General features: G+C 50.2%; 19 protein-coding genes, 1 tRNA gene and 1 pseudogene. 11 read left to right on the plus strand and 10 right to left on the minus strand.

Annotation, left to right across the window (positions count from 1 at the left end; translation table 11 throughout):
• The first annotated feature begins 21 nt into the window (after positions 1 to 21).
• A complete protein-coding gene (locus NATSA_RS13370; RefSeq protein ID WP_210513109.1) occupies positions 22 to 744 on the plus strand; it encodes an SDR family oxidoreductase in 723 nt (240 codons plus the stop codon).
• A 314-nt stretch (positions 745 to 1,058) separates the two neighbouring features.
• On the opposite strand, the gene lat is transcribed toward NATSA_RS13370, so the two are convergent.
• Positions 1,059 to 2,405: an L-lysine 6-transaminase gene (gene lat, locus NATSA_RS13375; protein ID WP_210513110.1), complete on the minus strand. Its 1,347-nt coding sequence runs from the start codon at positions 2,403 to 2,405 to the stop codon at positions 1,059 to 1,061.
• Between the two features lie 238 nt (positions 2,406 to 2,643).
• Here lat and NATSA_RS13380 point away from each other — a divergent pair.
• A tRNA-Met gene (locus NATSA_RS13380) sits at positions 2,644 to 2,716 on the plus strand.
• A 165-nt stretch (positions 2,717 to 2,881) separates the two neighbouring features.
• On the opposite strand, the pseudogene NATSA_RS13385 reads toward NATSA_RS13380, so the two are convergent.
• The 3 genes and pseudogenes from NATSA_RS13385 to NATSA_RS13400 form a co-directional block, all read right to left on the minus strand.
• Positions 2,882 to 3,337, minus strand: a pseudogene (locus NATSA_RS13385) (SRPBCC family protein).
• 59 nt (positions 3,338 to 3,396) lie between these two features.
• Positions 3,397 to 6,291: a serine/threonine-protein kinase gene (locus NATSA_RS13395; protein WP_210513113.1), complete on the minus strand. Its 2,895-nt coding sequence runs from the start codon at positions 6,289 to 6,291 to the stop codon at positions 3,397 to 3,399.
• Positions 6,291 to 6,845 (minus strand): sigma-70 family RNA polymerase sigma factor, encoded by a 555-nt coding sequence (locus NATSA_RS13400; protein WP_210513114.1) that lies wholly within the window; start codon positions 6,843 to 6,845, stop codon positions 6,291 to 6,293. Before NATSA_RS13400 ends, NATSA_RS13395 begins: the two co-directional genes overlap by 1 nt.
• A 471-nt stretch (positions 6,846 to 7,316) precedes the next feature.
• Between NATSA_RS13400 and NATSA_RS13405 the strand changes: the two genes are divergently transcribed.
• On the plus strand, positions 7,317 to 7,844 hold the full coding sequence (locus tag NATSA_RS13405) for a hypothetical protein (protein WP_210513115.1): 528 nt from the start codon (positions 7,317 to 7,319) through the stop codon (positions 7,842 to 7,844).
• 188 nt (positions 7,845 to 8,032) lie between these two features.
• On the opposite strand, the gene NATSA_RS13410 is transcribed toward NATSA_RS13405, so the two are convergent.
• Together NATSA_RS13410 and NATSA_RS13415 are read right to left on the minus strand one after the other, a co-directional pair.
• Positions 8,033 to 9,694, minus strand: a complete 1,662-nt coding sequence (locus NATSA_RS13410) for an electron transfer flavoprotein-ubiquinone oxidoreductase (RefSeq protein ID WP_210513116.1) — start codon at positions 9,692 to 9,694, stop codon at positions 8,033 to 8,035.
• Positions 9,695 to 9,700: 6 nt separating this feature from the next.
• Positions 9,701 to 11,815 (minus strand): FAD-binding protein, encoded by a 2,115-nt coding sequence (locus tag NATSA_RS13415; protein ID WP_210513117.1) that lies wholly within the window; start codon positions 11,813 to 11,815, stop codon positions 9,701 to 9,703.
• A gap of 687 nt (positions 11,816 to 12,502) precedes the next feature.
• Between NATSA_RS13415 and NATSA_RS13420 the strand changes: the two genes are divergently transcribed.
• Entirely contained in the window at positions 12,503 to 12,745 is a 243-nt protein-coding gene (locus NATSA_RS13420; RefSeq protein WP_210513118.1) for a hypothetical protein, read from the plus strand.
• A gap of 200 nt (positions 12,746 to 12,945) precedes the next feature.
• Here the strand turns inward: NATSA_RS13420 and NATSA_RS13425 are convergent, their stop codons facing one another.
• The gene (locus tag NATSA_RS13425) at positions 12,946 to 13,821 is read right to left on the minus strand and encodes a polysaccharide deacetylase family protein (RefSeq protein WP_210513119.1); all 876 of its coding nucleotides are present in this window, start codon (positions 13,819 to 13,821) and stop codon (positions 12,946 to 12,948) included.
• Positions 13,822 to 13,999: 178 nt separating this feature from the next.
• Here NATSA_RS13425 and NATSA_RS13430 point away from each other — a divergent pair, with 178 nt between their 5' ends.
• Positions 14,000 to 14,143 carry a hypothetical protein gene (locus tag NATSA_RS13430; RefSeq protein ID WP_210513120.1) on the plus strand — a complete coding sequence of 48 codons (144 nt, stop codon included), beginning with the start codon at positions 14,000 to 14,002 and terminating at the stop codon, positions 14,141 to 14,143.
• A gap of 89 nt (positions 14,144 to 14,232) precedes the next feature.
• Here NATSA_RS13430 and NATSA_RS13435 read toward each other — a convergent pair whose 3' ends face one another.
• The 3 genes from NATSA_RS13435 to NATSA_RS13445 all read right to left on the minus strand — a co-directional run bounded on the left by NATSA_RS13435 (position 14,233) and on the right by NATSA_RS13445 (position 16,416).
• Positions 14,233 to 14,613 carry a hypothetical protein gene (locus tag NATSA_RS13435; RefSeq protein ID WP_210513121.1) on the minus strand — a complete coding sequence of 127 codons (381 nt, stop codon included), beginning with the start codon at positions 14,611 to 14,613 and terminating at the stop codon, positions 14,233 to 14,235.
• A gap of 171 nt (positions 14,614 to 14,784) precedes the next feature.
• Positions 14,785 to 15,954: a trans-sulfuration enzyme family protein gene (locus NATSA_RS13440; RefSeq protein WP_210513122.1), complete on the minus strand. Its 1,170-nt coding sequence runs from the start codon at positions 15,952 to 15,954 to the stop codon at positions 14,785 to 14,787.
• 45 nt (positions 15,955 to 15,999) lie between these two features.
• Positions 16,000 to 16,416, minus strand: coding sequence for an OsmC family protein (locus NATSA_RS13445; RefSeq protein ID WP_210513123.1), 417 nt, complete (start codon positions 16,414 to 16,416; stop codon positions 16,000 to 16,002).
• Positions 16,417 to 16,642: 226 nt separating this feature from the next.
• Here NATSA_RS13445 and NATSA_RS13450 point away from each other — a divergent pair, with 226 nt between their 5' ends.
• From NATSA_RS13450 to alr, 6 genes are all read left to right on the plus strand, one after another.
• Positions 16,643 to 18,109, plus strand: coding sequence for a sodium:solute symporter family protein (locus NATSA_RS13450; RefSeq protein WP_210513124.1), 1,467 nt, complete (start codon positions 16,643 to 16,645; stop codon positions 18,107 to 18,109).
• A gap of 16 nt (positions 18,110 to 18,125) precedes the next feature.
• The gene (locus tag NATSA_RS13455; protein WP_210513125.1) at positions 18,126 to 18,578 is read left to right on the plus strand and encodes a GNAT family N-acetyltransferase; all 453 of its coding nucleotides are present in this window, start codon (positions 18,126 to 18,128) and stop codon (positions 18,576 to 18,578) included.
• Between the two features lie 2 nt (positions 18,579 to 18,580).
• Positions 18,581 to 19,651 (plus strand): alanine racemase, encoded by a 1,071-nt coding sequence (locus tag NATSA_RS13460; RefSeq protein ID WP_210513126.1) that lies wholly within the window; start codon positions 18,581 to 18,583, stop codon positions 19,649 to 19,651.
• 38 nt (positions 19,652 to 19,689) lie between these two features.
• Complete coding sequence (locus NATSA_RS13465; RefSeq protein WP_210513127.1) at positions 19,690 to 20,325, plus strand: peptidoglycan DD-metalloendopeptidase family protein; 636 nt, start codon at positions 19,690 to 19,692, stop codon at positions 20,323 to 20,325.
• Between the two features lie 68 nt (positions 20,326 to 20,393).
• Positions 20,394 to 21,563, plus strand: coding sequence for an amidohydrolase (locus NATSA_RS13470; protein WP_210513128.1), 1,170 nt, complete (start codon positions 20,394 to 20,396; stop codon positions 21,561 to 21,563).
• Between the two features lie 114 nt (positions 21,564 to 21,677).
• The gene (gene alr / locus NATSA_RS13475; RefSeq protein ID WP_210513129.1) at positions 21,678 to 22,838 is read left to right on the plus strand and encodes an alanine racemase; all 1,161 of its coding nucleotides are present in this window, start codon (positions 21,678 to 21,680) and stop codon (positions 22,836 to 22,838) included.
• Positions 22,839 to 22,863 lie beyond the last annotated feature (25 nt).

The raw sequence follows: 22,863 nt of genomic DNA on the forward strand, positions 1-22,863 counted from the left end.
CGAACCCAACACAAAACAACTATGGAAGACAAGGTAGTCGTGATCGCAGGCGGAACCGGTGGAATAGGAAGTGCCATTGCCCGGCTTTTTTCAAAAGCGGGAGCACATATTGTACTTGCAGCAAGAAACAGGGAAAAGGCAGACGCCATTGCCTCTGAAATCAACGAATCAGGCGGAAAAGCCTATGCCACCGACCTGGACGTCACCGACATGTCCTCGGTCTACAAGATGACCGATAACGTCATCAAGGAGCTCGGGAAAATCGATGTGCTTATCAATGCATTCGGGACGGGCATGATTAAAGGAATTATGGATGTGGATCCCAAAAAAGCCCGGGAAGTTGTCGATGTAAACGTAAACGGGACGATCATGGTTACGCAGGCTGTGCTCAGACACATGATGAGTGAAAAGTCGGGCAAGGTTGTCATGTTCCCCGGAATTCTCGGCAAGCATGTCATGCGCAATTCATCCGTCTATTCGGCCAGTAAATTTGCTGTTGCCGGATTCACCAAAGCACTTGTAGAAGAAACTACAAAGCGCTTTAATATCGGGTACTCGCTGCTGTATCTCGGTGGGGTATCAACTGATTTCTGGGAAAATCCGGAAGTAGATATGAAGGTGCAGGCTGATAAAATGCTCGATCCGGAAGAAGTGGCCAAAGCTGTTTATTATGCTGTAACCCAGCCGGCTCCGGGAATTCTGAACGAGATGGTCATTCAGCCCGATTCTCATCAAATGGTATAAACCCGGAATTCAGATGGTTTAGCCCCCGGGTCAACAGCTTTGGACCTTGATCGCCCGGTCTGCCCGAACCTGTAAATATTACAGGCAAGGCAGGCCACTTTCGCAATGCTCACGCAATGGCCTCTGATGTGCAATTAATCCGGAAGGATAAACCATGGAGGCAAACCGCGAGGCAAAATCAGGGAAGCAACCAGGGAAGCAAATCCGGGTCAGGAAAAAAACGGCACAAGCTGTTGGGCCTGTGCCGCTGAAAAACAATGCTGTCTGAAAAGAGAAGCAGGGGTACGATGACAACGCTTCTCTATGGCAAGAGATCAGGTGCGAGGGACCTGATCCCACGATTCGACAATAGACTTTCGGATTATGTCCATTCCTTCATCTATGTGTTCTTCCTGTACCGTGAGCGGGGGACGGAATCGTACCGAATGAGTGCCGCACGGGAGCATCAGGAGACCGTGGTTGAAGGCGGATTTCAGGAAATGCGCACGCATTTCGGCATTCGGAAAGTCGAACGCGCACATTAATCCGCGGCCGCGGACATTGTTGATGTGATCAAATTCTCCGGTCAGCTTACCAAGGTGCTCCAGCAGATAGCTTCCGGTTTTGGCCGCATTGTCCACAAGGCCATCTTCTTCAATAATTTCCAGGTATCTGGTAAACCGGACCATGTCGACAAGGTTGCCGCCCCATGTCGAGTTGATCCGCGAGGAAACTTTGAAGACATTGGTATCCACATCGTCGATGCGGTTGTTTGCAAGAATTCCGCAGACCTGAGCCTTTTTGCCAAATGCCAGGATATCAGGCTGGACATAATGCTCGTGAGCCCAGAACTTTCCGGTCAGGCCGACTCCGGTTTGCACCTCATCGTGGATAAGCAGTGCTTCGTGCCGGTCTGCAAGATCGCGAAGCGCCTGATGAAACTCGGGGCGGAAATGATTGTCGCCGCCTTCGCCCTGAATAGGCTCGATGATAATTGCGGCAATATCGTCCTTGTACATCTCAAAATAGCACTCGGCCTGGGCGATGGCTTTCTTTTCTGCCTCAACGACCTGCTCCGTGTTCTGCTGATCCATCGGAAAGACCATTTTGGGATTGGAGATACGCGGCCAGTCAAACTTGGGAAAATACGCGACCTTGGTCGGATCCGTATTGGTCAGCGACATGGTGTACCCGGTTCTCCCGTGAAAAGCTTCATCAAAATGGAGGACCATATGGCCTTTCTCCTTGCGGTACCCTTTCTGGAAATTCTTTTGAACCTTCCAGTCAAATGCTGTTTTCAGGGCATTTTCCACGGCGAGTCCGCCACCGGCAACAAAAAATGCTTTCGGCATGGATTCCGGAATTCCAACACGGGAAAACGTCTCCACAAACTCCGCCATCTCAACGGTATAGGCGTCGGAATTTGACGGGTTATGCAGGGCTACCCGGCCGATCTTTTCCAGAAAAGCTTCGTTCTCGACCATTTTCGGATGGTTCATGCCCATTGGATTGGAAGCAAAAAAAGTAAAGAAATCCAGATAGGTGCGGTTTCCGTTGGAATCGTGGAGATAGGGTCCCTGGCTTTTGACAAGATCGAGGACCATGTCAAAACCGTCAGCCAGCATATGCCGGCCAAGAGTCTGCCGGACCGTATCGGGTGTAATGGCTGTTTTGTGCGTCATGAAGCTCTGATTTTTGGATGCGGATTTACAGTTTCGGGAATTAATACTGGTGTCTCCGTGCACGGTGATGCGTGTGCTTTCGGGAAATGGCTGTTCATATATAGTGAGGGTTTGGAAAACTACCAAATACTCACATCAGTACCAAAAAAAGCCGATAATAATTCCGGTATTTATGCATTACTATTACAGATGGTCTTGACTCTGGCAATAATACAGTGTATATTTAAAATCTTGCAACTGCGGGGTGGAGCAGCTGGTAGCTCGTCGGGCTCATAACCCGAAGGTCGCAGGTTCAAATCCTGCCCCCGCCACTATGAGGCTTGTAATCCATTGGGTTGCAAGCCTTTTTTGCTTCAGGAGGGATTGTCCAGGTGTTCGTATTTTTCGGGGAAGGGGGGCGTAGACTTCCCAAATGTTGCAGTGCCTGAACGGGAATTCCACCTTGCCGCCTACATGCGTCTCTGCATCGCCGGCAATTATTCGCCCCAGGCGTCCTCCATCAGGTCGAACCCCTGCTGCCAGCCCTTTTCGCTTTCAGAGATAGCTCCCTCCGGCAGTTCCCTCAATTCCGCAGCGATATCCTTCCCGCTTTGGACAAAAGTTAATTTGCTTCCGCCCACTCCGTCAGGTACAATATCAATGGTAACGATATCACTGTTTGGGGAAAACTGCGGCATGGCAATGGTGTACTTCAGGCGCTGCGGACGTTCCGCCTCGAGATACTCCCCGGTCATAGTCAGCGTTGTATCTCCTTCTTTACGTGAAATAGTCTATCTTCCGCCCACTCTCAGATCGATATCAAATTCGGTATCGTCCGTCCACCACACCGCCATGGCTTCGGGTTTGGTGAAGGCGTCAAAAATGATCTCCGGTGCTGCGTTGAATGACCGAACAATTTTTAGAGATCGGGATTCTGTGGTATGATCGTCCATATGCTTTTAGTTCTGGTTGTTATTTGCAGCCAGTGCCGTATCCAGGGCATCCAGCTAACTTAAAGCACGAAGTCAGTGAACATATCGGTGCCTTGCCGGTCAGGTTCCAGGAGCTTCCTGAAGGGCGGATAATCATAAAGGGATTCAAATGCAAGATCGCGGTGGACTCCTATTCCGAATGATCTTCCCTGTTCGAACGACTTTTTAATCAGTGATACAGCTTTATTCTTATTACCCAGTATGGCATTAATCCGTGCCCTGTAATAGGTATGGTTGCCGTAAAGATAACTGGCATTAACGTTGCGCAATGATTTTTCAACTTGCAGTGCTTCTTCCTCATTCTCCTTCATGGCAGCAAGTACACCAAGTGCACCCTTATATCCGACATTTTCCGGGTCTTCACTAATCAGCTTTTCATATATGGCATAGGCTTCCTCCCATTGTCTTGCATTATAGAAGGCACTTGCAAGTGCAATTTCATTTTCCGGTTCATTTATTTCGAACCATGCAACTGCCCGCACTGCAGTTTCCATTGACTCATTCTTAAATCCGTGTGCACGGAGTTCGAATGCTGCTGTGAGCAGCAAGTTACCGTAAGAACCTCGTGAAGGCTCATCGATAGTCTTGCTTTTAAGGATCACATCCTCAAGCTGCTTTATTTTTCCCATGGCTGCAAGTGCTTCAACTTCGCGGTATCTGAAAACCAGGTCTTCGGGAAAAAAATCCATTCCCATCCGGGCCGTTTCAAGCTGTTTCTCATATTTTCCGAGGCGATGATAGGCTCTGGAAAAGGTGCTGAACCACAACAAGCCGCCCGGAGCATCCGCAATAAACCGGTCTTCCATTTCAAAGCCCGAATAAGTGTCGATGGTAATCTGAGGCCGGTTAATGCTCAGCGCATGGCTGCCAAGCAAATAGTTTGCCAGCTGATTCCGTGGGGCAAGGTTCTGCCACTGAAGGGCAGTTGCTGTAGATGCCTGCCTGTCACCCTCCATGCGATGCAGGCTGAAATCCAGATAGTATTCATTGTATGGAGACAATCGGTCCCTTTCAGCATCCACATGTCTGAATAGTGAATCTGCTTCCGCATATTGCCTCGTCATCAGATATGACCAACCTTTAAACAAAATGGCCTGCATGAAGTCAGGATCGACTTCCAGGGCTTGCCTGAAGTGTTCGACTGATTTATCAAAATCACGATGGAAATACTTCAGCCCTTCCATATAGTGAGTATATGATTCATAGTCCGGTGGGTTAGCGAAAAACTCCAAATCAAACCCGGGATATACGTGAATGGACAGTACACTCAGGATTTTTTGCTGAAGATCATTAATGACCTTCATAGGCTCGTTTATCGGTCCGCGCAAGCGGTCAAGTGAAGCAATCACATTACTGTCATGTGCATCAATGATCTCTGTTTCAAATACAATATCGCTGCCAATCCGAATAAACCGGCCCGATACCAGCACGGAAGCGTTGGTGCGTCCGGCCAGGTCAACGAGCCGTAAACGGTCTTCAAGTCCGCCGCCAACCAGTTCCTCTTCAGCAATCAATTGTAAAGTGGTCATTGTTTGCACGGCATCCGTCACGCCGGATTGAAGAAGGCCTTCCGTGATCCAGTCTGAGGCTGTTCTGCCGATCGGGTCAAGTGAGGAGTCTCCGGTGCGGTTCTCAAAGGGTACGACAAGCACCCGGTCTGAAAGCTCCGGTACACTCGCAGTCGGCAGCAGATGATTTGTGTGCTGGAAGAAAACGATGCCGGCAATGATTATGAGCGCGGCCAGGGTCAGATATACAGCCGCCTTGCCAGTCAGCTGATGGATTGTCAAATTGCCCGCAATGCCATTCTTTACTTTTTGATGTTTGTTATGCCGGATGGTGCTTGCCGCATCTTGCGAAGCCGGATAATTATCGGCTTGCAGTGCTTTTTGAAGTGCTTGAAGCGCGGAAATCAGGTCTTCCGCATGTTGAAACCTTTCGCTAGCGTCTTTTTCAAGACAACGGGCAATGATAATGTGCAGTTCTGACGGAATATCACTCCGGTGTTCTGTAACCGGTTTGGCTTCATCGTGAATAATAGAGTGGACAACCGCCGTTTCGTTCTCGCCCTGGAAAGGAAGCTGTCCTGTCAGCAACTCGTACATAACCACGCCCAGAGACCACAAGTCAGTGCGGTTATCAACATGTTCACCGCGGGCCTGTTCCGGAGCCATGTAAGCCGCAGTACCGGGACGATGGCCGGTTGTAAGTCCGGTACCGATGGCTTTGGCAATGCCGAAATCCAGGATTTTCACTGTACGGTCCGGTGTGAGCATCAGATTGGCGGGTTTGATGTCACGGTGAACAAGATTCTGGTTGTGTGCGCTACCAAGCCCCCGGGCTGTTTGTATTGCGAAATCCAGGGTTTCATCTGCCGGCAAAGGACCGTTTTTTTCCAGACGATGCTGAAGTGTTTCACCGTCGTAGCAAGCCATTGCGATGTAGAGGATTCCATCGGTTGTTTCATCGGCCTCATATATGGTACAGATGTTGGGATGATCCAGGGATGCAGCAGCCCTGGCCTCCCGAAGAAACCGGTTTTTAGCAAGGTCACTGTGCGCCCAGGCCGGTGGTGGAAACTTAATAGCAATGTCACGCTGAAGGCGTGTATCCCTGGCGAGCCAGACTTCGCCCATACCGCCTGCACCGATAAATTCCTTTACCAGAAAAGGTCCGACCTGCCTGTTTTCCATGCGCTTTTTCCCGAATTCTTCAAATGCCAGCTGACGCAGTTCTTCAACCGGCTGTTCCGGAAGTTCTGAGTCAGTATAGGCCCGGAGAAGATCATTAACCTCTTTCAGAAGCACGCGGTCCCCTGCACAAGCCTTCTCAAGCCAAGCCTGGCGTCTGGTTTTATCAACTTCGAGTGCCCCGCTAAAGAGCTTCGTTATTTGTTTCCATCGGGAGCCGTTCATTACTGCAGTTCGTTCTTCAGCCAGGCACTTGCTATCTGCCAGTCACGGTGAGCGGTCCGTTCGGAAAGGCCGAGAGCTTCAGCAGTTTCCTGCATATTGAGCCCGCCAAAAAAACGACACTCCACCACTTTGGCACGGCGTTCGTCCATTTCCGCCAGACGGTCAAGTGCTTGATGGATGCTCAGCAGCCGGTCTAAATTGACATCTGCTGCCGGTTCTTCCTGGCCAAGGGATATTCTGTGCCGATGGCCGCCCCGTTTTTCCCTTTTTTTCCTGGAGGCGTAATCCACCAGAATATTCCGCATGATTTGAGATGAAATTGCAAAGAAATGTCCGCGGTCTTGCCAGTCGATGCGGTCAAATTTTAACAGTTTCAGATAGGCCTCGTGAACCAGTCCGTTGGTACTGAGAGTGTGACCCGGATTCTCTCCGCGCATACGTCCATGAGCCATTTCCTGAAGTTTTTCATATACGACAGGTATCAGTTTGTCCAGTGCATCGCTGTCGCCGGATGCATAATCCTGGAGTAACTGTGTTATTTTCAGCGGCTCCATGTCCGATCACCTGTCTCTTGTTTGTAATGTCCTGATGTACCACAAAGGGAGAGAGGTTATACTCACGGAACACCCCTCATTAGTGGTTTCTAAATTTAATAAAAACAAAATAATGCGCCAAATCAAGAAGGGTCGCCACTTATGGGTGTAGTAATTATTCTTTTTCTGTGCCGTGACCCTGTTCCGCAGACCATGTGGACTAACGATGACCAGACGTGATCAAGGATACACAATATCATGGTTATATGATGTCATGTGAATTCATCCTGACCTTCTTAATGAAAATTTTAAACAGATGTAATACGGGATGGCAGATATACTGAGCGATTGAAGCTTAAGTCATTGAAAGCGGCTGAAAATGAAACCGCTTTGAAATGAACTTAAGAATCAAAAAAAACCAAAGCCATGTATACTTTATCACATATCCAATTCAAAACTCTGTTATCCACGATTACTGTTGCAGGTCTGTTCTTGATTTCCTGCGATAACGTAACAGATTCATCATCAACTGAAGGATCAAATACCGGATTTGATGTCAACAAGAACATTGTGAGTGTCGGTCCGGCAGACAATGACGGAGCACTTTTGTTTGCCGGTCGTACAGAACCTTCAAGGAGAATCGGTAATCCCGGCGATTTCTATCTCAATTTGAGTACAGGCCATCTGCATGGACCCAAAAATAATCAGCAATGGGAAAATGTGATCCATGATCTCTCAGATCCTGAACTTGAGAGGATGGAGATAGAGTCAGGGAGCAGCGCCGGTATGAGAGAATATAAGGATTCCGGGAATAACGGTATTACCGTTAATCGGATACATACCGGCCGGAAATTTCCGGGTGATTCCCTGGGTTCGCCGGGTGATTATTTCTTGAACACATCCGGATACAAGCTTTTCGGACCCAAAACCAGTAATGGCTGGGTAGATTCAGTGAGTCTTGAAGAGCTGGCAGATGAGCAGGCAGAAAACGAACAAAATTCATCAGAAAACCGTCTGTGATCGCGGCATTCCGAAGGTCCCGCAAGAGCGGAGTTCTGGGCAGTAAAATGCATGTAACCCGGTTGAAAAAAACTTTCGCCCGTGACCTCAGGTGAAAGCAAAGGCCTTGCCCATACTCAGGGCAGGGCTATTATTTATCATCCAGTCCGATACGTTAGAAGCATAAGGAGCAGACATAAGAGCTCTTTTCACATCCTTTCATATCTCGGGCCGCCGCTGCCTTCCGGCACGGTCCACAGGACATTCCCGTAGGGGCATTTTTGCTGGCAGCATTTGCAATGCAGGCAGTTGGACGGATTTGCTGCTTTAAGCCTGCCGTCAATCATTTCGTAAACACCGGCCGGACAGAACGTCAGACAGGGGATCTCATAGTGCTCCCGGCATTCCTCATTGCAAATGTCATGGTCATGTATACGCACATGGTTGGGCTGCTCTTCGCGGTGTTCCGAGTAAGCTTTGGCCACAAAGGTATCCCTGTCGAACAGTTTGTCGGTCTTGTACTTGTAATGCCGATGTTTCAGTGTCCGTGAGTCATCTTCCACGTCAATATGCGGCAGAATTTTCCCGATGGCGCTGAACGGGGCGCCCATCAGCAAGCCGAATTTCGCGATCATCTGCCGGTAGTTTTTCGCCGACCGCATTTCTTTGCCGATATTGCCATTATCCACCAGCTCCGTATACCGGGCGGCCGCCCTGGCCGGCTCACTGGTGTTGTCACGTACGGCCCGGGCTGCAAGGATCCCGGACTCTATGGCATTATGCAGGCCTTTGATCTTCAGCATGTTCACAAAACCGGCGGCATCGCCCAGTATCATGGTGTTATTTTTCCCGATCTCTCCGTGTTCCGCCCTGGGGATCGATGCCGGTCCGCCTTCCGGTATCATTTTGGCGCCGGCTTCCGCAACCACGCCGTCTTCTATATATTTTCGCACGAACTTGTGCTTTTTGAAGTTTGCAAGCGCCTGCTGAGGAGAAAAATCATGATATTTCCAGTCCAGACCGACAATGATACCGACGGCTATATGGTTCTTTTCAGCGGTATACATGATTCCGCCTCCAAACATATCCGGACCCGTCATGGGAGTCCACAACGGATATCCCATGGTATGGACCACTCTGTTGGCACCGAACTGTTCGAACTGTTCGTCGCTTACCCTGATCAGCTCTTTGACTCCGATGGAGTACAGCTGGGGACTCTTTCTTTTGAGTCCCGCTCTTTCGATGAATTTTTCTGTGAGCAAACCATCAGCCCCTTCCGCAAGCAGAATGAAATCGGCTTTAATTTCTTCCCCTTCTGCAAAATTGGGTTGTTTGTTGTGCTCATGGTCTTTTCCCTGGTCTACCAGTTTTAAACCTTTGACACTGTGGTCATCTGCCAGCAAAATGTCTTCAGCGGCAAATCCAGTCAAAACTTCCACGCCTTTCTCTTCGGCGATTTTGCTGAGCCACGAACACAATTGGCTGATGGAGACGGAGTAGTCCCCTTTGTGGAGCATCTGGCCGAGGTCGAGCCGGAAGATTTTTGCCAGTTTTACGGCAGATATGACATTCATGGAAAACGTGTCGCCCATGAAGAGCATCATGTCATCGTCTTTGATCGGCGTGCCGAGAACGGTTTTCGCCGCTTTGGTATCCTCCCAGCCTGGGGAGGCCTGGTCAAGCAGTGTTTTCAGCGCATCGATTTCCAGGACAGCGCCGGACAGATTGTGGTTGCCGGGTGCCGCTCCCTTGTCAATGACGCAAACCTCCAGATCCGGATTTTCGATTTTAATCTTGATACCGGCTGCAAGTCCGGCCGGACCGGCGCCCACGATCAATACATTGGTTTTGGAATAATTTTTATCGCTCATAACTGGTCATACCTCTACGCTGTTCTTTTGATGTGCAAGTTTATCTGCCAACTGAGGTATTATTTTTTCGGCCTTGGCCACCATGTAATAATCGCAGTGCTCGAAGACCGGTGCCGAAGGGTCGCTGTTGACCGCGATGATCGTTTCGGAATTGGCAACCCCTATCATATGCTGTATGGCACCCGATATGCCGAAGGCCAGATACATTTTCGGCCCCACGGATGTTCCCGTCTGTCCCACCTGGTGTCCGCGGTCAATGAAGCCCTGCTCTACCGCCGCTCTGGATGCGCCGCGTTCCGCACGGATACCAAAAGAATCCTGCAACGCATTACACAAGGTTCCGATGTAATGCTCGAAGTTTTCCCTGCTCAGCAATCCTTTGCCACCGCTGACGATGACATCAGCATCCAGATCAGCCCCGCTCTGGCCATATCCGGTACTGATGATGTTCAGGCTGATATCCTCATCGCTCAGCCCGGCTTTGAAACGTATGAGCTCACCCTTCCCGGAATAGTCCATCACCGGTTTTTTCATTACACCCGGGCGGACCGTCGCCATCTGACAGCTGGAATCCTGGGTGCAGATGGTTGCCATAATATTTCCGCCCAGTGCCGGACGGGTCTGCATCAACACGGCGATTTCCCCTTTTCTCGATTTGTCCTTGATTTCGAGCTGCGTGCAGTCCGCGGTCAGTCCGCAGCCCAGGCGGTATGAGATCATGGGTGCAATCACCCTGCCATGAGGTGTCGCAGCAAAAAGAACGATCTGGGGTCGATATGTTTCTATGCAGGAGGATATCGCTTTCCGGCAGGCCAGGGGGTCGGAATCCCCGAGCAGCGGATCTTCAATCAGGTAAACCTTGTCGGCTCCGGAAGCATACAACTCCTCTTTCAGGTGTTCCACGTGATGTCCCGCCAGCACAACCCCGACGTGCACATCCAGCGAGTCTGCAAGCTTCCGGGCTTCGCCGGTGAGTTCCAGGGTTCCGGCATGAAGGCCGTCCCCGGATTGTTCGGCAACGACCCATACATCACCCTCATACATGGGCCCGACGCATTTGAAGCCTTCGATCAATTCCCTGACAGCTCTGGCCGGCAAGGTGCCTTTGCACTCTTCGACCAGTTTTTCGGTCAGTTCATCGGTAATTTCATCGGGACGGGCAACCCCCGTCTCCTTCAGTTTTTCCGCAAGCAATGCGAAATCATTTACATCCTTCTGCTTGCCTTCATGGCTTCGGTCAAACGGGTTCGACCGATGGACGGGCAATTCATAGGCCTTTTCACCGCTTTCCTCTTTCGCAGATTCCTGCTGATTTGTGCCATCAAGACTCTTTGAGATGATTTCAGCAAGTGCACCGACGTCTTCGATTTTCTGCTGTTTCCGTGTTGTTTTTTCCGGTGGGAATACCTCAATCACATTGGTCTTGGAGCCTTTTGACCCGATGTACGGTGCCTGGATATCGTCATTTGACCAGACAGTAAGCTTGAAATCCCTTGCCCACCGGGTTCTTGTGAAAGCAGCATAAAGCGGATACTCAAAATCGGCCACGGTCAGCACCGCGGGTGTGCGTTTCAGCGTCAGCTTCTGGCTTCCGCCGGAGATGATTTTGGTGAAGATGAATTCACCATTTTCATACTGGCATTCGGTAAGGTTTGCTGCACAGCTGATCTGAAGTTCTTCGGCTACCTGAGCGGGAACCTGAGCAGTATCACCATCCACAGACTGCATACCGGCTATGACATAATAATTCTCATCTCCTTCAAATATCTCCCTGACAATTTTTCTGATCGAGCAGGCAAGCGGGTTGGCTGTTGCATAGGTATCGGCTCCCCCAAGAGGACGGTCCGTCAGCAAAATGGCCTGGTCGGCACATCTGCCAAGAGAATAGCGCAAAACCTCCTCTGCCATGGGGGGTCCCATGCTCAGGGCTATGATCTGACCCACGGAGTCCTTTGATTTACGGCGCATGTCGTGGGCAAAAGCAAGCGCTTTGGTATCCAGCTCATTTATGGTGCTGGCCAGTTTGTTCCTGATGAGGTTTCCGGTCTCGGGGTCAAAGGCATTATCGGTGATCTTGCTGACATCAGGTACCTGCTTGACTAATACAATGTAATTTGGCATCGTAGTCTTCCCCCTTAGTCTGTTTTATGGCACTAGCGGCATCAATATCACATTGCTGCACAGCTGACTGTAATAACTTCTGCTGGTGTGACTTTTGGTGCCCGTCTAATAAATTTGCTGCCCTTAACACCAATGTAACAGATTTGGAATAAAAAAAGCATATAAAAATGCAGAAGGTGGATTCTGGCAGACAAAGCTACTGCAGATTTGTTTCATGACATATCCAGCTGAATCATATTGTAAGCCTAATATTATTATTTGCTTTTGGCAAGGCGTATCGGTTATTTACAGTGTCGATGTCGCGTGGATCAACACCATGTCAGACAGGATAATGATTGAGTTCGTGAATTTTTTTCCAACCGTCTCTGTTTGCCAATGCGTGATAGTACTAAATAATCGGGATGTTTTAGCTATGTGTTTATGAAATACAAAATCCTGCTCTTGATATTATGTTGCAGTTTTGCTGCAAGTTCGGCCCTCACTCAACCGGCTGGCACTTATCAGGAGCAGCTTTTTGACAGTACGTCTTGGAACATTGCATATCCAACCGGCATCGTATCGGAACATAGTTTGCGCTTGCCTTATGTTGCATCAATCCCGTCAGTAAACTATGCGTTCCGGCAGCCTCGCTCCCCGTTTGCTGCAGATATTTTATATCGCAACCGAAACATACCGCCCCGACCTGGATTGTCATATGGTGACAAGGACGGATTTCACGAAATCACATTTGTTCCTTTTGATGCATCCGTTATTCAGCCTGCGACGTTGTTTGATCACCCCGGATCCCGGGTCGTGCTTCATCTCGGGCAATCCTATCTGCACCGGATCACCGATTTTGACCCCTTCCAACGGCACCTGGACTATCGCGGTTTTTCACCCCGCAATATTTCGGAGTTTGAAAACCAGATTGACCGGTTCCGTATGCACTGATTCCGTAGTATTCGACTATTCCGGTGCGATTTTTGGAACATGACATCAGCTGTGTAATTTTTCAATTGATGCACTGATTTCCATGATTCCAAAATGCACTGTCCCTCAAGTGATCACTATTTTTGCTGTTACTTTATTAGCGGTAGCCTGGGGAATGGTTATTGGAGATATGGCATCACATTCCCTTCAGATCACCTTCCTCAATTGGCCAGCCTTCCGGGATCCACAAAATGATACCCTTCCTCGATCAGCTCTTCGAGAATCAGGGGGAGTGCCGCAAGGCTGACGGGCAGGTCGTGGATGAGAATGATGCCGCCATCCATCATGGCATTGACCGTTCGCCGGGCGATTTCCGGACTGTTTTCTTCGATGTCTTCATCTTCCGGATACACCCAGTCGTACGTTCCGACAGACCATCCCATGTTCATCATGCCGTGGGCAGCAGCGACAGAATCGGAAGCGGGAGTGGAAAGCCCGTATGGCGGACGAAAGTAAGCGGGCTTGTAATCGAACTTCTCTTTGAGCCATTCATTGACGCGTGTAATCTCGTCAATGGTTTGCTCGCGGTTGAGCCGGATAAGGCTCCGGTGATGCCAGGTGTGATTTCCGATCTGATGCCCATCTTCCAGGATTTTTTCGACCAGATGAGGATTTTCCTCGCTCAGGTCACCGTTAATGAAAAAAAGTGCCCGGACGTCAAAGTCATCCAGTACCTCAAGGAACCCGGCTGTCGTTTCTTCATTCGGAACATCATCGATGGTCAGCAGCACAAGTCCGTCCGTATGCCCATCCGAAACGTTCCGGACCTGCCAGTAAATGGACTCGATGTAATAGTATTCGTCCGGATCATCATCCGGATTGCCGTTGTTATCGGCCTGGTCCGTCTGAGCAGAAAAAACTTCTTTCTGGAAGGGAGATTCCGGCCGGGACAGCCAGTCCATTGACGATGCGAAACCTGGCATCGAAACGGTAACCGGCGAAGTTGTTCCGTCCGGCGCGGCGTCGGATTTGCAACCCGATGCCGCTAATACAGACAAGGCTGCAACTGTCGAAAGGATAAAAACGAATCTTGTCATCCGTTTAAAATTTCATTTTGAAATGCCAGCTGTAAAATGATAGGTATAAAAATGCTCTCATACAAAGAAACCGGATCAGGCGGGATGAAAAGGTAGTTTCCAGGTAGTTTTCCTTTTTGAAAAGATAATGTTGCAGTGAAGTATCGTTGCAAAAGGAGGTTTCACGAGGAGGGTTCACATGGAGGGTGCAGGAAATCGCGATGATGCGGACAACTGGCGAACCGGAATAGTGATGAAGATACTTTCCCAATTTGTGATGAAAAGCCGAACGCGGTGGAAGCGGGGAGGGGAGCTGACGGGCAAAAAAAAAGCCGGATGTTGAAATCCGGCTTTTTTCATTACAAATAAAGAGTAATGGTATGCAGACTGCACGGCTGATGCCGTATAAATGGCACCGGCCAGTGACCGATGTTACATCTCTTGCTGCATCTCCATCTGGATCTCCTCATAGAGCCTCTGGAATTCCTGCTGAAGCCCGGGATCCGCCTGGATATCCATGTTTATCTCCTCATACTCATCTATACTGAGTCCTTCTTCTTCAAGAAGGTTTTCAAATCCTTCCATATCGGTCTGCGGATCAATCTGATCACGCTGGGCGATGACATTCACCCGGACGAAACTTTCAAGGTCTTCATCCGAAACGTCAACATCTGCTCCCATACCTTCCTGATCTGCCGGCATTTCCTGCTCGTCAGGCATAGGCTGCTCTTCGCCCGGAGGCGGCTGCTCTGTTTCACAGGCCGATACCAGAAATGCAATAAGTACGACACTTACTGAGAAAAATCTCAACATGATTGTACCTCAATTTTTTTATTAAAGTATAATTGAAGGCTTTTTGCCTTTATTTGAAGAACGTCATGCTGTTTCAGAAGATTTTCAGCACAATGCTTTTTTAACTTCTTTTGAAATATTAAAACATATTTCTGCAAAAAATGAAACAAGGAATGGCGGATTTTACAATTTCTAAAGCTGATCAAGCGCCTGGGCGACGTCATCGATAATATCGTCGATATGTTCCAGGCCGACGGATATCCGTACCAATCCGGGAGTTATGCCCACCGCCAACCGTTCTTCTTCGGTCAGTTTGGAATGCGTCGTGGACGCGGGATGGGTAACAATGGTGCGGGTGTCACCGAGATTGGATGAAAGTGACAGCATGCGAAGCTTGTCAATGAACAGGCGTGCGCCGGAGTAACCGCCTTCCGGATGAAACACCAGAACACCACCGCCCTGTGCCATCTGCTTTTTTGCAAGTTTGAATTGCGGATGAGAGGGGAGAAACGGGTATCTGACCCAGGAAACGTTTTCGTGTTTTTCAAGAAAGCCTGCAAGATGCAGGGCATTGGAACAGTGGCGGTCCATCCGCACGGCAAGCGTCTCCAGACTTTTCGACAAAACCCACGCATTGAACGGAGACATTGCCGGACCCGCGTGGCGCGCAAAAAAACGAAGCTTTTCTATGAGGTCTTCTCGTCCTACAATGATGCCGCCCAACGTCCGGCCCTGTCCGTCAATGAATTTTGTCGCAGAATGGATGATCAGGTCGGCGCCGTACTGCCCTGGTTGCTGCAGGTAAGGTGTCGCAAAGCAATTGTCCACATTCAGGATCAACTCATGCTTTTTTGACAAGTCCGTCGCTTTCTGCAGATCCAGTATGTCAAGACCGGGGTTCGAGGGCGTTTCGAGAAAGAACATCCGGGTTTCCGGGCGCAGGGCTGGTTCCCAGCTCCCCGGATCTGTGATATCAACGTAGGTATGGGTGATATTCCACCGCGGAAGCAATTCGGTCAGAATCTGATGGGTAGACCCGAATACAGACCGGCCCACCAGAATGTGATCCCCGCTGTCAAGCAGTCCGACCAGGCTGGAAAAAACAGCAGCCATGCCGGATGCCGTGGCGATGCCATCGTCAGCTCCTTCCAACTCACAAATTTTCCGGATGAATTCGTCTGTGTTGGGATTGCTGTAGCGGCTGTAGACATTTCCTTCCGTTTCATTGGCAAACAGCTCCCTTCCGTGCTCGGCAGAGTCAAATACAAAGCTGGATGTCAGATAAACCGGTGAGGAGTGCTCCCTGTTCTGAGAGCGCTCTGTCTGTGTCCGGATTGCGTTGGTTTCAAATTTTCTGCCCATATCGCCTTCTGTGTTCTTTCTGAAAAGATAATGCCTTCTTGCGGGTCACTGTTCAATGGTGAAATCCCAGGTGACTTTCGCTGTTTTTTCAACGATTTTTGTGACCGAACAGTAGGTTTCCATGGACAGGCGGATCGCACGCTCCACCTTTTTTTGATCCAGTTCGCCTTTAAGGTAATAATGCACATGGATGTCTGTGAACAGGGCCGGAGTCTTGTCCTTTTCCCGTTCGGCATTCACTTTTATCCGGAAATCACTGACGGTCTGGCGCTGCTTTTTCAGGATATCCAGGACATCCATGGAGCTGCAGCCTGCCAGGCTCATCAGAAGCACTTCCATGGGTCTGGCCCCTTTGTTCGACCCGCCGATCTTCGGTGCGCCATCCATTTCGATGCGGTTGCCGGTTTCATTTTCTGCTTCCAGGTGAAACGCATTGTCTATACGCCTGATATTTATTTCCATATATACAGCCTTTTGTTGTAGTAAAGAGTTCGGTTGAAGATAACGATATCCCTGCTTCAATGGGAATCGGATGCAGAATTGCTATTGCCTGTAATAATAATAATCTTTACACCGTTCTGAACTCCTTTTTAAATAACAATGAAGGCGATTTGAGGTCATTTGCAGCCGATTCCTGTCGTTTTTATATCCGGCATTGTGATATGCCGAATTAAAAACAAAAAATTCAATGAATCCTGTTGATTTAACAGTTTTTGTTCTTTACTTCCTTGTAGTTCTTGGCATTGGCGTCTTTTTCTACTTTCGCAACAAAGGGGCCGACGAGTACTATATCGGCGGACGAAAAATGGGCTACTCGCATGTGGGCCTGTCCGTTGTAGCCACGGATGTCGGCGGCGGCTTTTCCATCGGACTGGGCGGACTCGGGTTCGTCATGGGCATTTCGGGCTCGTGGATGCTGTTCACCGGTTTGCTTGGAGCCTGGCTTGCTGCCGTGCTGCTGATCCCGAAGGTAAAAAACCTGTCGACAGAAAAAGGGTTTTACACCATGCCCGAAGTGTTCAACCACTTTTTCAATGCCAGGGTGGCTTTGCTGGCCGGAATCATATCGGCAATCGGATACGTCGGTTTCAGCAGCTCGCAAATGCTGGCCGGGGCAAGACTTGCTTCGGCATCATTTGATGGTGTCAGCCTTGAAGCGGCACTTTACATCATGGCCTTCATCATCATCGTCTACACGGTGATGGGAGGGATCAAGGCGGTCATCTACACCGACACATTTCAGTGGATACTGCTTCTGGGCGGTCTGATTTTCATCGGACTACCCATCGGTTACATCTCAATCGGCGGCATCGATGCCATCCGTGAAACCGTGGATCCGGAAATGCTCACGCTGACCAACATCAGCTGGCAGCAGTTTGTCAACTGGGGGGTTACTATCCTGCCGATATGGTTCGTCGGGATGACGCTCTACCAGAGGATTTACGCAACCCGAACGGAGAAAGAAGCCCAAAAAGCCTGGTATCTGGCCGGCCTGCTGGAATGGCCGGTGATGGCATTCATGGGTGTGCTGCTCGGCCTGTTTGCCAAGGTGGCTGCAGATCAGGGCATGTTTGCCTACATGGGATATGAAATGGCCTCTGAAATGCACCAGGAAGAAGGATTGCCGATGCTGCTTCGTACCGTTCTGCCTGTGGGTCTGATGGGGCTGATGATGTCTGCCTATTTTTCTGCCATCATGTCGACGGCCGACAGTTGTCTGGTGGCGGCGTCAGGAAATGTCACCACCGACATCATCGAAAAAGTCTTTGGCATTGATACCTCCAGGATATCCATGATCCGCCTGTCGCAGCTGGTGACACTCGCGCTGGGACTGCTGGCTTTCATGCTGGCCGCGGTTTTTGACACCGTCCTTCAGATTATGCTGTACTCTTACGCATTCATGGTTTCGGCACTGCTGGTGCCCATTATCGGCGGTATCTACTGGAAGCGCAGCAGCAATGCCGCCGCCTTGTGGGCCATGATTGTCGGCGGGGTTCTCACGCTCGGGCTGACCATCTTTTCCGACAAGGATCTGCCCTTCGAGGTGCCGGTGCAGTTCACCATCCCGTTCGGGCTGGATCCGATTATTTTCGGATTGTCAGCCTCACTCATTGTATTTGTAGGGTTTTCCTACTTGCTACCTGATAAAAATTAATTATATATATTTAAGTATGACACCAACATTTTCCATTGAAACCATTACCCCGGAAAATTACCGGCACGCTTCGTTCTCTCCGGATGATATTGCAGATTTTCTGTTCAATCATCTGGATCAGTTCGGTGATCCGCGTGACCAGATCATGAAATGCCTCGAATATGCACTCGGCATTCAGGAAAGCAGGCGGGGCTTCATACTCGCTGCTCACGAGGACGGCAACATACTGGGGACGGTAGTCGTTTGTGAAACCGGCATGGCCGGATTTGTTCCGGAAAATCTGCTGGTCTACATCGCTGTGGACGAAAATACACGCGGCCGCGGCATCGGAAGGCATCTGATGGACAAGGCAATAGAAACTGCGGACGGCGATGTTGCACTTCATGTCGAGCCCGATAATCCGGCGCGCCGGCTCTATGAACGCATCGGTTTTACCAGCAAATATCTTGAAATGAGGTTTAATAAGTAGTTATGGCCTATCTTAAACTTTACCGCGACAAACTCAAACACAACTTCGAACATCTCAACAAGGTCTTCAAAGAACAGAATATTGAGTGGGGTGTTGTCACCAAGCTTTTTTGCGGAAATGAAGACTATATCCGCGAAGTGATCAACCTTGGTGTCCGCGAAGTCCATGACTCCCGTGTCAGTAATCTGAAGGTCGTCAAAAACATCGACCCGGATGTCCAGACGGTCTACATCAAACCGCCCCCAAAGAAGTATATCCGCGAAATTGTAACGTATGCGGATGTCAGCTTCAACACGGAGCTGGAGACCATCCGCCTGCTTTCGAAGGAGGCGGAAAAACAGGATCGCAAGCACATGATCATTATCATGATCGAAATGGGCGATCTGCGTGAAGGTGTGATGCGGGATGAACTGATCGATTTTTACGGTGAGATTTTCAAACTGCCAAATATCGAAGTCATTGGTCTTGGCACCAACCTGAACTGCCTGCACGGCGTCATGCCAAGCTCCGACAAGCTGATTCAGCTGGCACTGTACAAGCAGATCATTGAACTCAAATTCAACCGCACCATCCGGTGGGTATCCGGCGGCACGACGGTGGTGCTGCCACTGGTGCTCAGGGGCGATCTGCCCGAAAGCGTCAACCACTTCCGGATCGGCGAGGCTCTGTACTTCGGTATTGACCTGTTCAGCAATGAAACTATTGAAGGGATGGAGCCTTCGGTTCTGGAACTCTACACCCAGGTGATTGAAATACACGAGAAGCCACTGGTGCCCAGCGGGGAACTTGCCGCAAATCCGCAGGGTGAAACCATGGAAATTGACGAGGATCTTTACGGAAAAACCGCATTCCGTGCTATTCTGGATATCGGCTACCTCGACATCCAGCCCGATTTCCTCATTCCCAAGTCCAAGGACATCGAAATTGTGGATGCCAGTTCCGATATGCTCGTTGTGAATGTAGGTGAAAATGAGAGCGACCTGAAAGTGGGCGACATCGTCAGTTTTCAGCTGAAATATGTCGGCGCGCTGGGACTAATGAACTCCAACTACATTGACAAGGTTATTGAATAAAACACCCCGGTCCGCCGGAATACGCACAAAATGAGCTAATGAGTGATTCAGCACACAAAAAGTCCGGTTTTCACCCGGTTATCGATGTCGGGGATCAATGGAATGTGCTGGATCTGACGGGCGGATACAACCCGGATGTCATCTCTCTCAACCCGCCGTCGATCGGCCGCTACAACGAAAAACGGTCCGGAATGTACACCACGGAATTGTTCGGCGGTGTGCGGCACATACATGTCGGTCTTGATATCTGGGTGCCGGCCGGGACTCCGGTTTACGCTTTCGCGGATGGAGAAGTGCTCTTTTTCCGCGATAATAATCATCCGGGTGACTATGGCCCCACGATTGTTACGCGGCATCAGCTGCCTGCCGCCCTGTTTCGTGAAAATGCAGGCAAAAGGGAGGAAATTCTGGTCTATGCCCTGTTCGGCCATCTGTCGCGCGAGTCGCTTGACGGGACAAATGTGACCCGGGGGATGGCATTCAAAAAAGGCGATATTCTTGCCCGCGTCGGTGATGATCTGGAAAATGGCGGATGGGTACCGCACCTGCACTTTCAGCTTTCCCTGGAACATCCGGCTGAGCCGGATATGCCCGGGGTGGTATCTGAAGAGCAGCTGGAAGAGTCGTTGAAGCGGTTCCCCGACCCGCAACTTGTTCTGGGAAGATATTATTGAGTCAGGCCTCCGGTGATGCTGTACCACCGACGGCGCACAGGCGCCGAAAAAATTACACCGGCCAATACATGAACACAGGATATATGACAAAAGCGGAAATTCGCAAAAAACTTCATCAGATAGCTGAGACGGCGCATAACGAAAAGGAAACGGCAGCATTTGTGGCCGGAATCCTGCGCAAAAACGGTGTCATTACCGGTCTGACAGAAGGCATAGGCGGACACGGCCTGCTGGCCGAAATCGACAGCGGAAAGCCCGGTCCGGAACTGCTATTCCGGGCAGAACTGGACGCACTTCCCATTCCGGAGACCATAGAACTGGCCCACAGCTCCGGGAATCCGGACGTTGCTCACAAATGCGGTCATGACGGACACATGGTAATTTTGCTGGGCCTTGCAGAGGAACTTGGCCGGCGTCCGCTGACATCCGGCAAGGTGTATTTGCTTTTTCAACCGGCGGAGGAGACCGGAGAGGGCGCGCAGCGGATGCTGGAAGACAAAAAAATGTCCGGCGTTTCTCCCGACTATGTTTTTGCACTGCATAACATTCCGGGGTATCCGGTCAATACGGTTCTGCTCAGGGATGATGTATTTGCCGCCGGCTCGGCCGGATTGATTGTGCGGCTTACCGGCAATACGGCTCACGCGGCACATCCTGAACAGGGGCGCAGTCCGGCATCCGCCGTGGCTTCGTTAATACATGACTGGCAAAGTCTTCCGCAGAATACCATACCATTTGACCGCGCCGGTCTGCTTACGGTCATCCATGCCCGGATTGGTGAACCGGCCTTCGGTACGACGCCGGGCCATGCGCAAATCATGTCGACCATCCGGGCCCACGAATCCGGAGATCTTGATCTTCTGTGCGACAGGGCGCTGGATTTTGCACGCAGCGAGGCCGGCCGCCGGAACCTGAAGCTCGACTACGAATGGACAGAAGTATTTCATCCCACCCGGAATCATCCGGAAGCGGTCAGCATGATCGAGCAGGCGGCACGCCGCCTTCAGGGGCAGAAAAAGGAGGCTGAAGTTGCCGGCATCATCAGGCTGTCCCGTCCGTTTTCATGGTCGGAAGATTTCAGCCGTTTTACCGATCGCTTCACCGGGGCCATTTTCGGACTGGGAGCCGGCGAAAATCATCCTCACCTGCATGATTCCAATTATGATTTTCCCGATGAACTTCTTGATACCGGGATGATGTTATTTGCCGGTATCATTGATGATGCCGGTCTGAGATAGTATGGGTTGATTTATTTCAAAAAATCACAGTGATTTTACGCATATTACAAGCCGGTATTTGAATTATTAGGGGATTCGTCCCATTTCCAGTCACTGTCGAATCGTTCTGCCAGCATGTTTCATACCTCATACATTGAAGTCAGCAAGTCGGCGCTGCAGGCTAACCTGCAGTTTCTGAAGGAACTTGCCGGACCTGATGTCCGGTTCTGTTCGGTTGTCAAAGGCAACGCATACGGGCACGGTATTGAACATTTCATACCGCTTGCTGAGGAGTGCGGAGTCGACTATTTCGGTGTCCACAGTGCCGATGAGGCGCTTCGCACGCACATGGTCAAGCGCAACAGCTCGCATGTCATGATCATGGGGATGATCGAGGACGAAGAGCTCGACTGGGCGGTCGAAAATGACATTTCGTTTTACGTATTTGAGTTTGAGCGTCTGGAAGCAGCGGTGAAAGCGGCAAAAGAGCAAAAAAAGAAAGCCCGGATTCATCTCGAGCTGGAAACGGGGATGAATCGCATCGGCTTCCACTGGGAAGACCGCGAAAAGCTGGTGTCATATATCAAAGAGCATGGTGAACACCTCCGCGTACAGGGGGTAAGTACACACTTCGCCGGAGCCGAGAGCATTGCCAATTATCTGCGCATTCAGAACCAGATCGCCAATTACAACCGATATCAGTGGTACCTGAGAAAGAAGGGTGTCCGGGCGGAAATCAGGCATACCGCATGTTCTGCGCCGCTTGTATCCTATCCGCAAACCAAAATGGATATGGTTCGCATCGGAATTGCCCAATACGGATACTGGCCCAGCAAGGAGACGTATATGCAGTATCTGACCCGGGATGATGTCCGTCATATGACCGAAAATCCGCTCCGGCAGATCATCAGCTGGAAAACCAGCATTATGAGTCTCAAGAATGTCCGCGCAGGGGATTTTATCGGTTACGGCACGGCCTACCAGGCAACTGATGATATACTGATCGCAACGGTTCCGGTGGGCTACTGCCACGGTTTCAACCGGAATTTGAGCAATCTTGGAAAAGTACTTGTGCACGGCCGCCGGGTACCGGTAGTCGGAATGGTGAATATGAATATGCTCATAGTGGAGGTGTCTCACTGTCCGGGCGTAAAGCGCAGAGACGAAGTGGTCCTGGTCGGCAGCCAGCGCGACAACCGCATAACAGTATCATCATTCAGTGATATGACTAATGATGTCAATTACGAAACGCTGGTAAGGCTGCCCAGGGAAATCCCCCGTTTCATCATTGACTGAGCCGTTTCCTGCATTCCCGCCATTC

The organism is Natronogracilivirga saccharolytica, from assembly GCF_017921895.1.
Classification (GTDB): Bacteria; Bacteroidota; Rhodothermia; order Balneolales; family Natronogracilivirgulaceae; genus Natronogracilivirga; species Natronogracilivirga saccharolytica.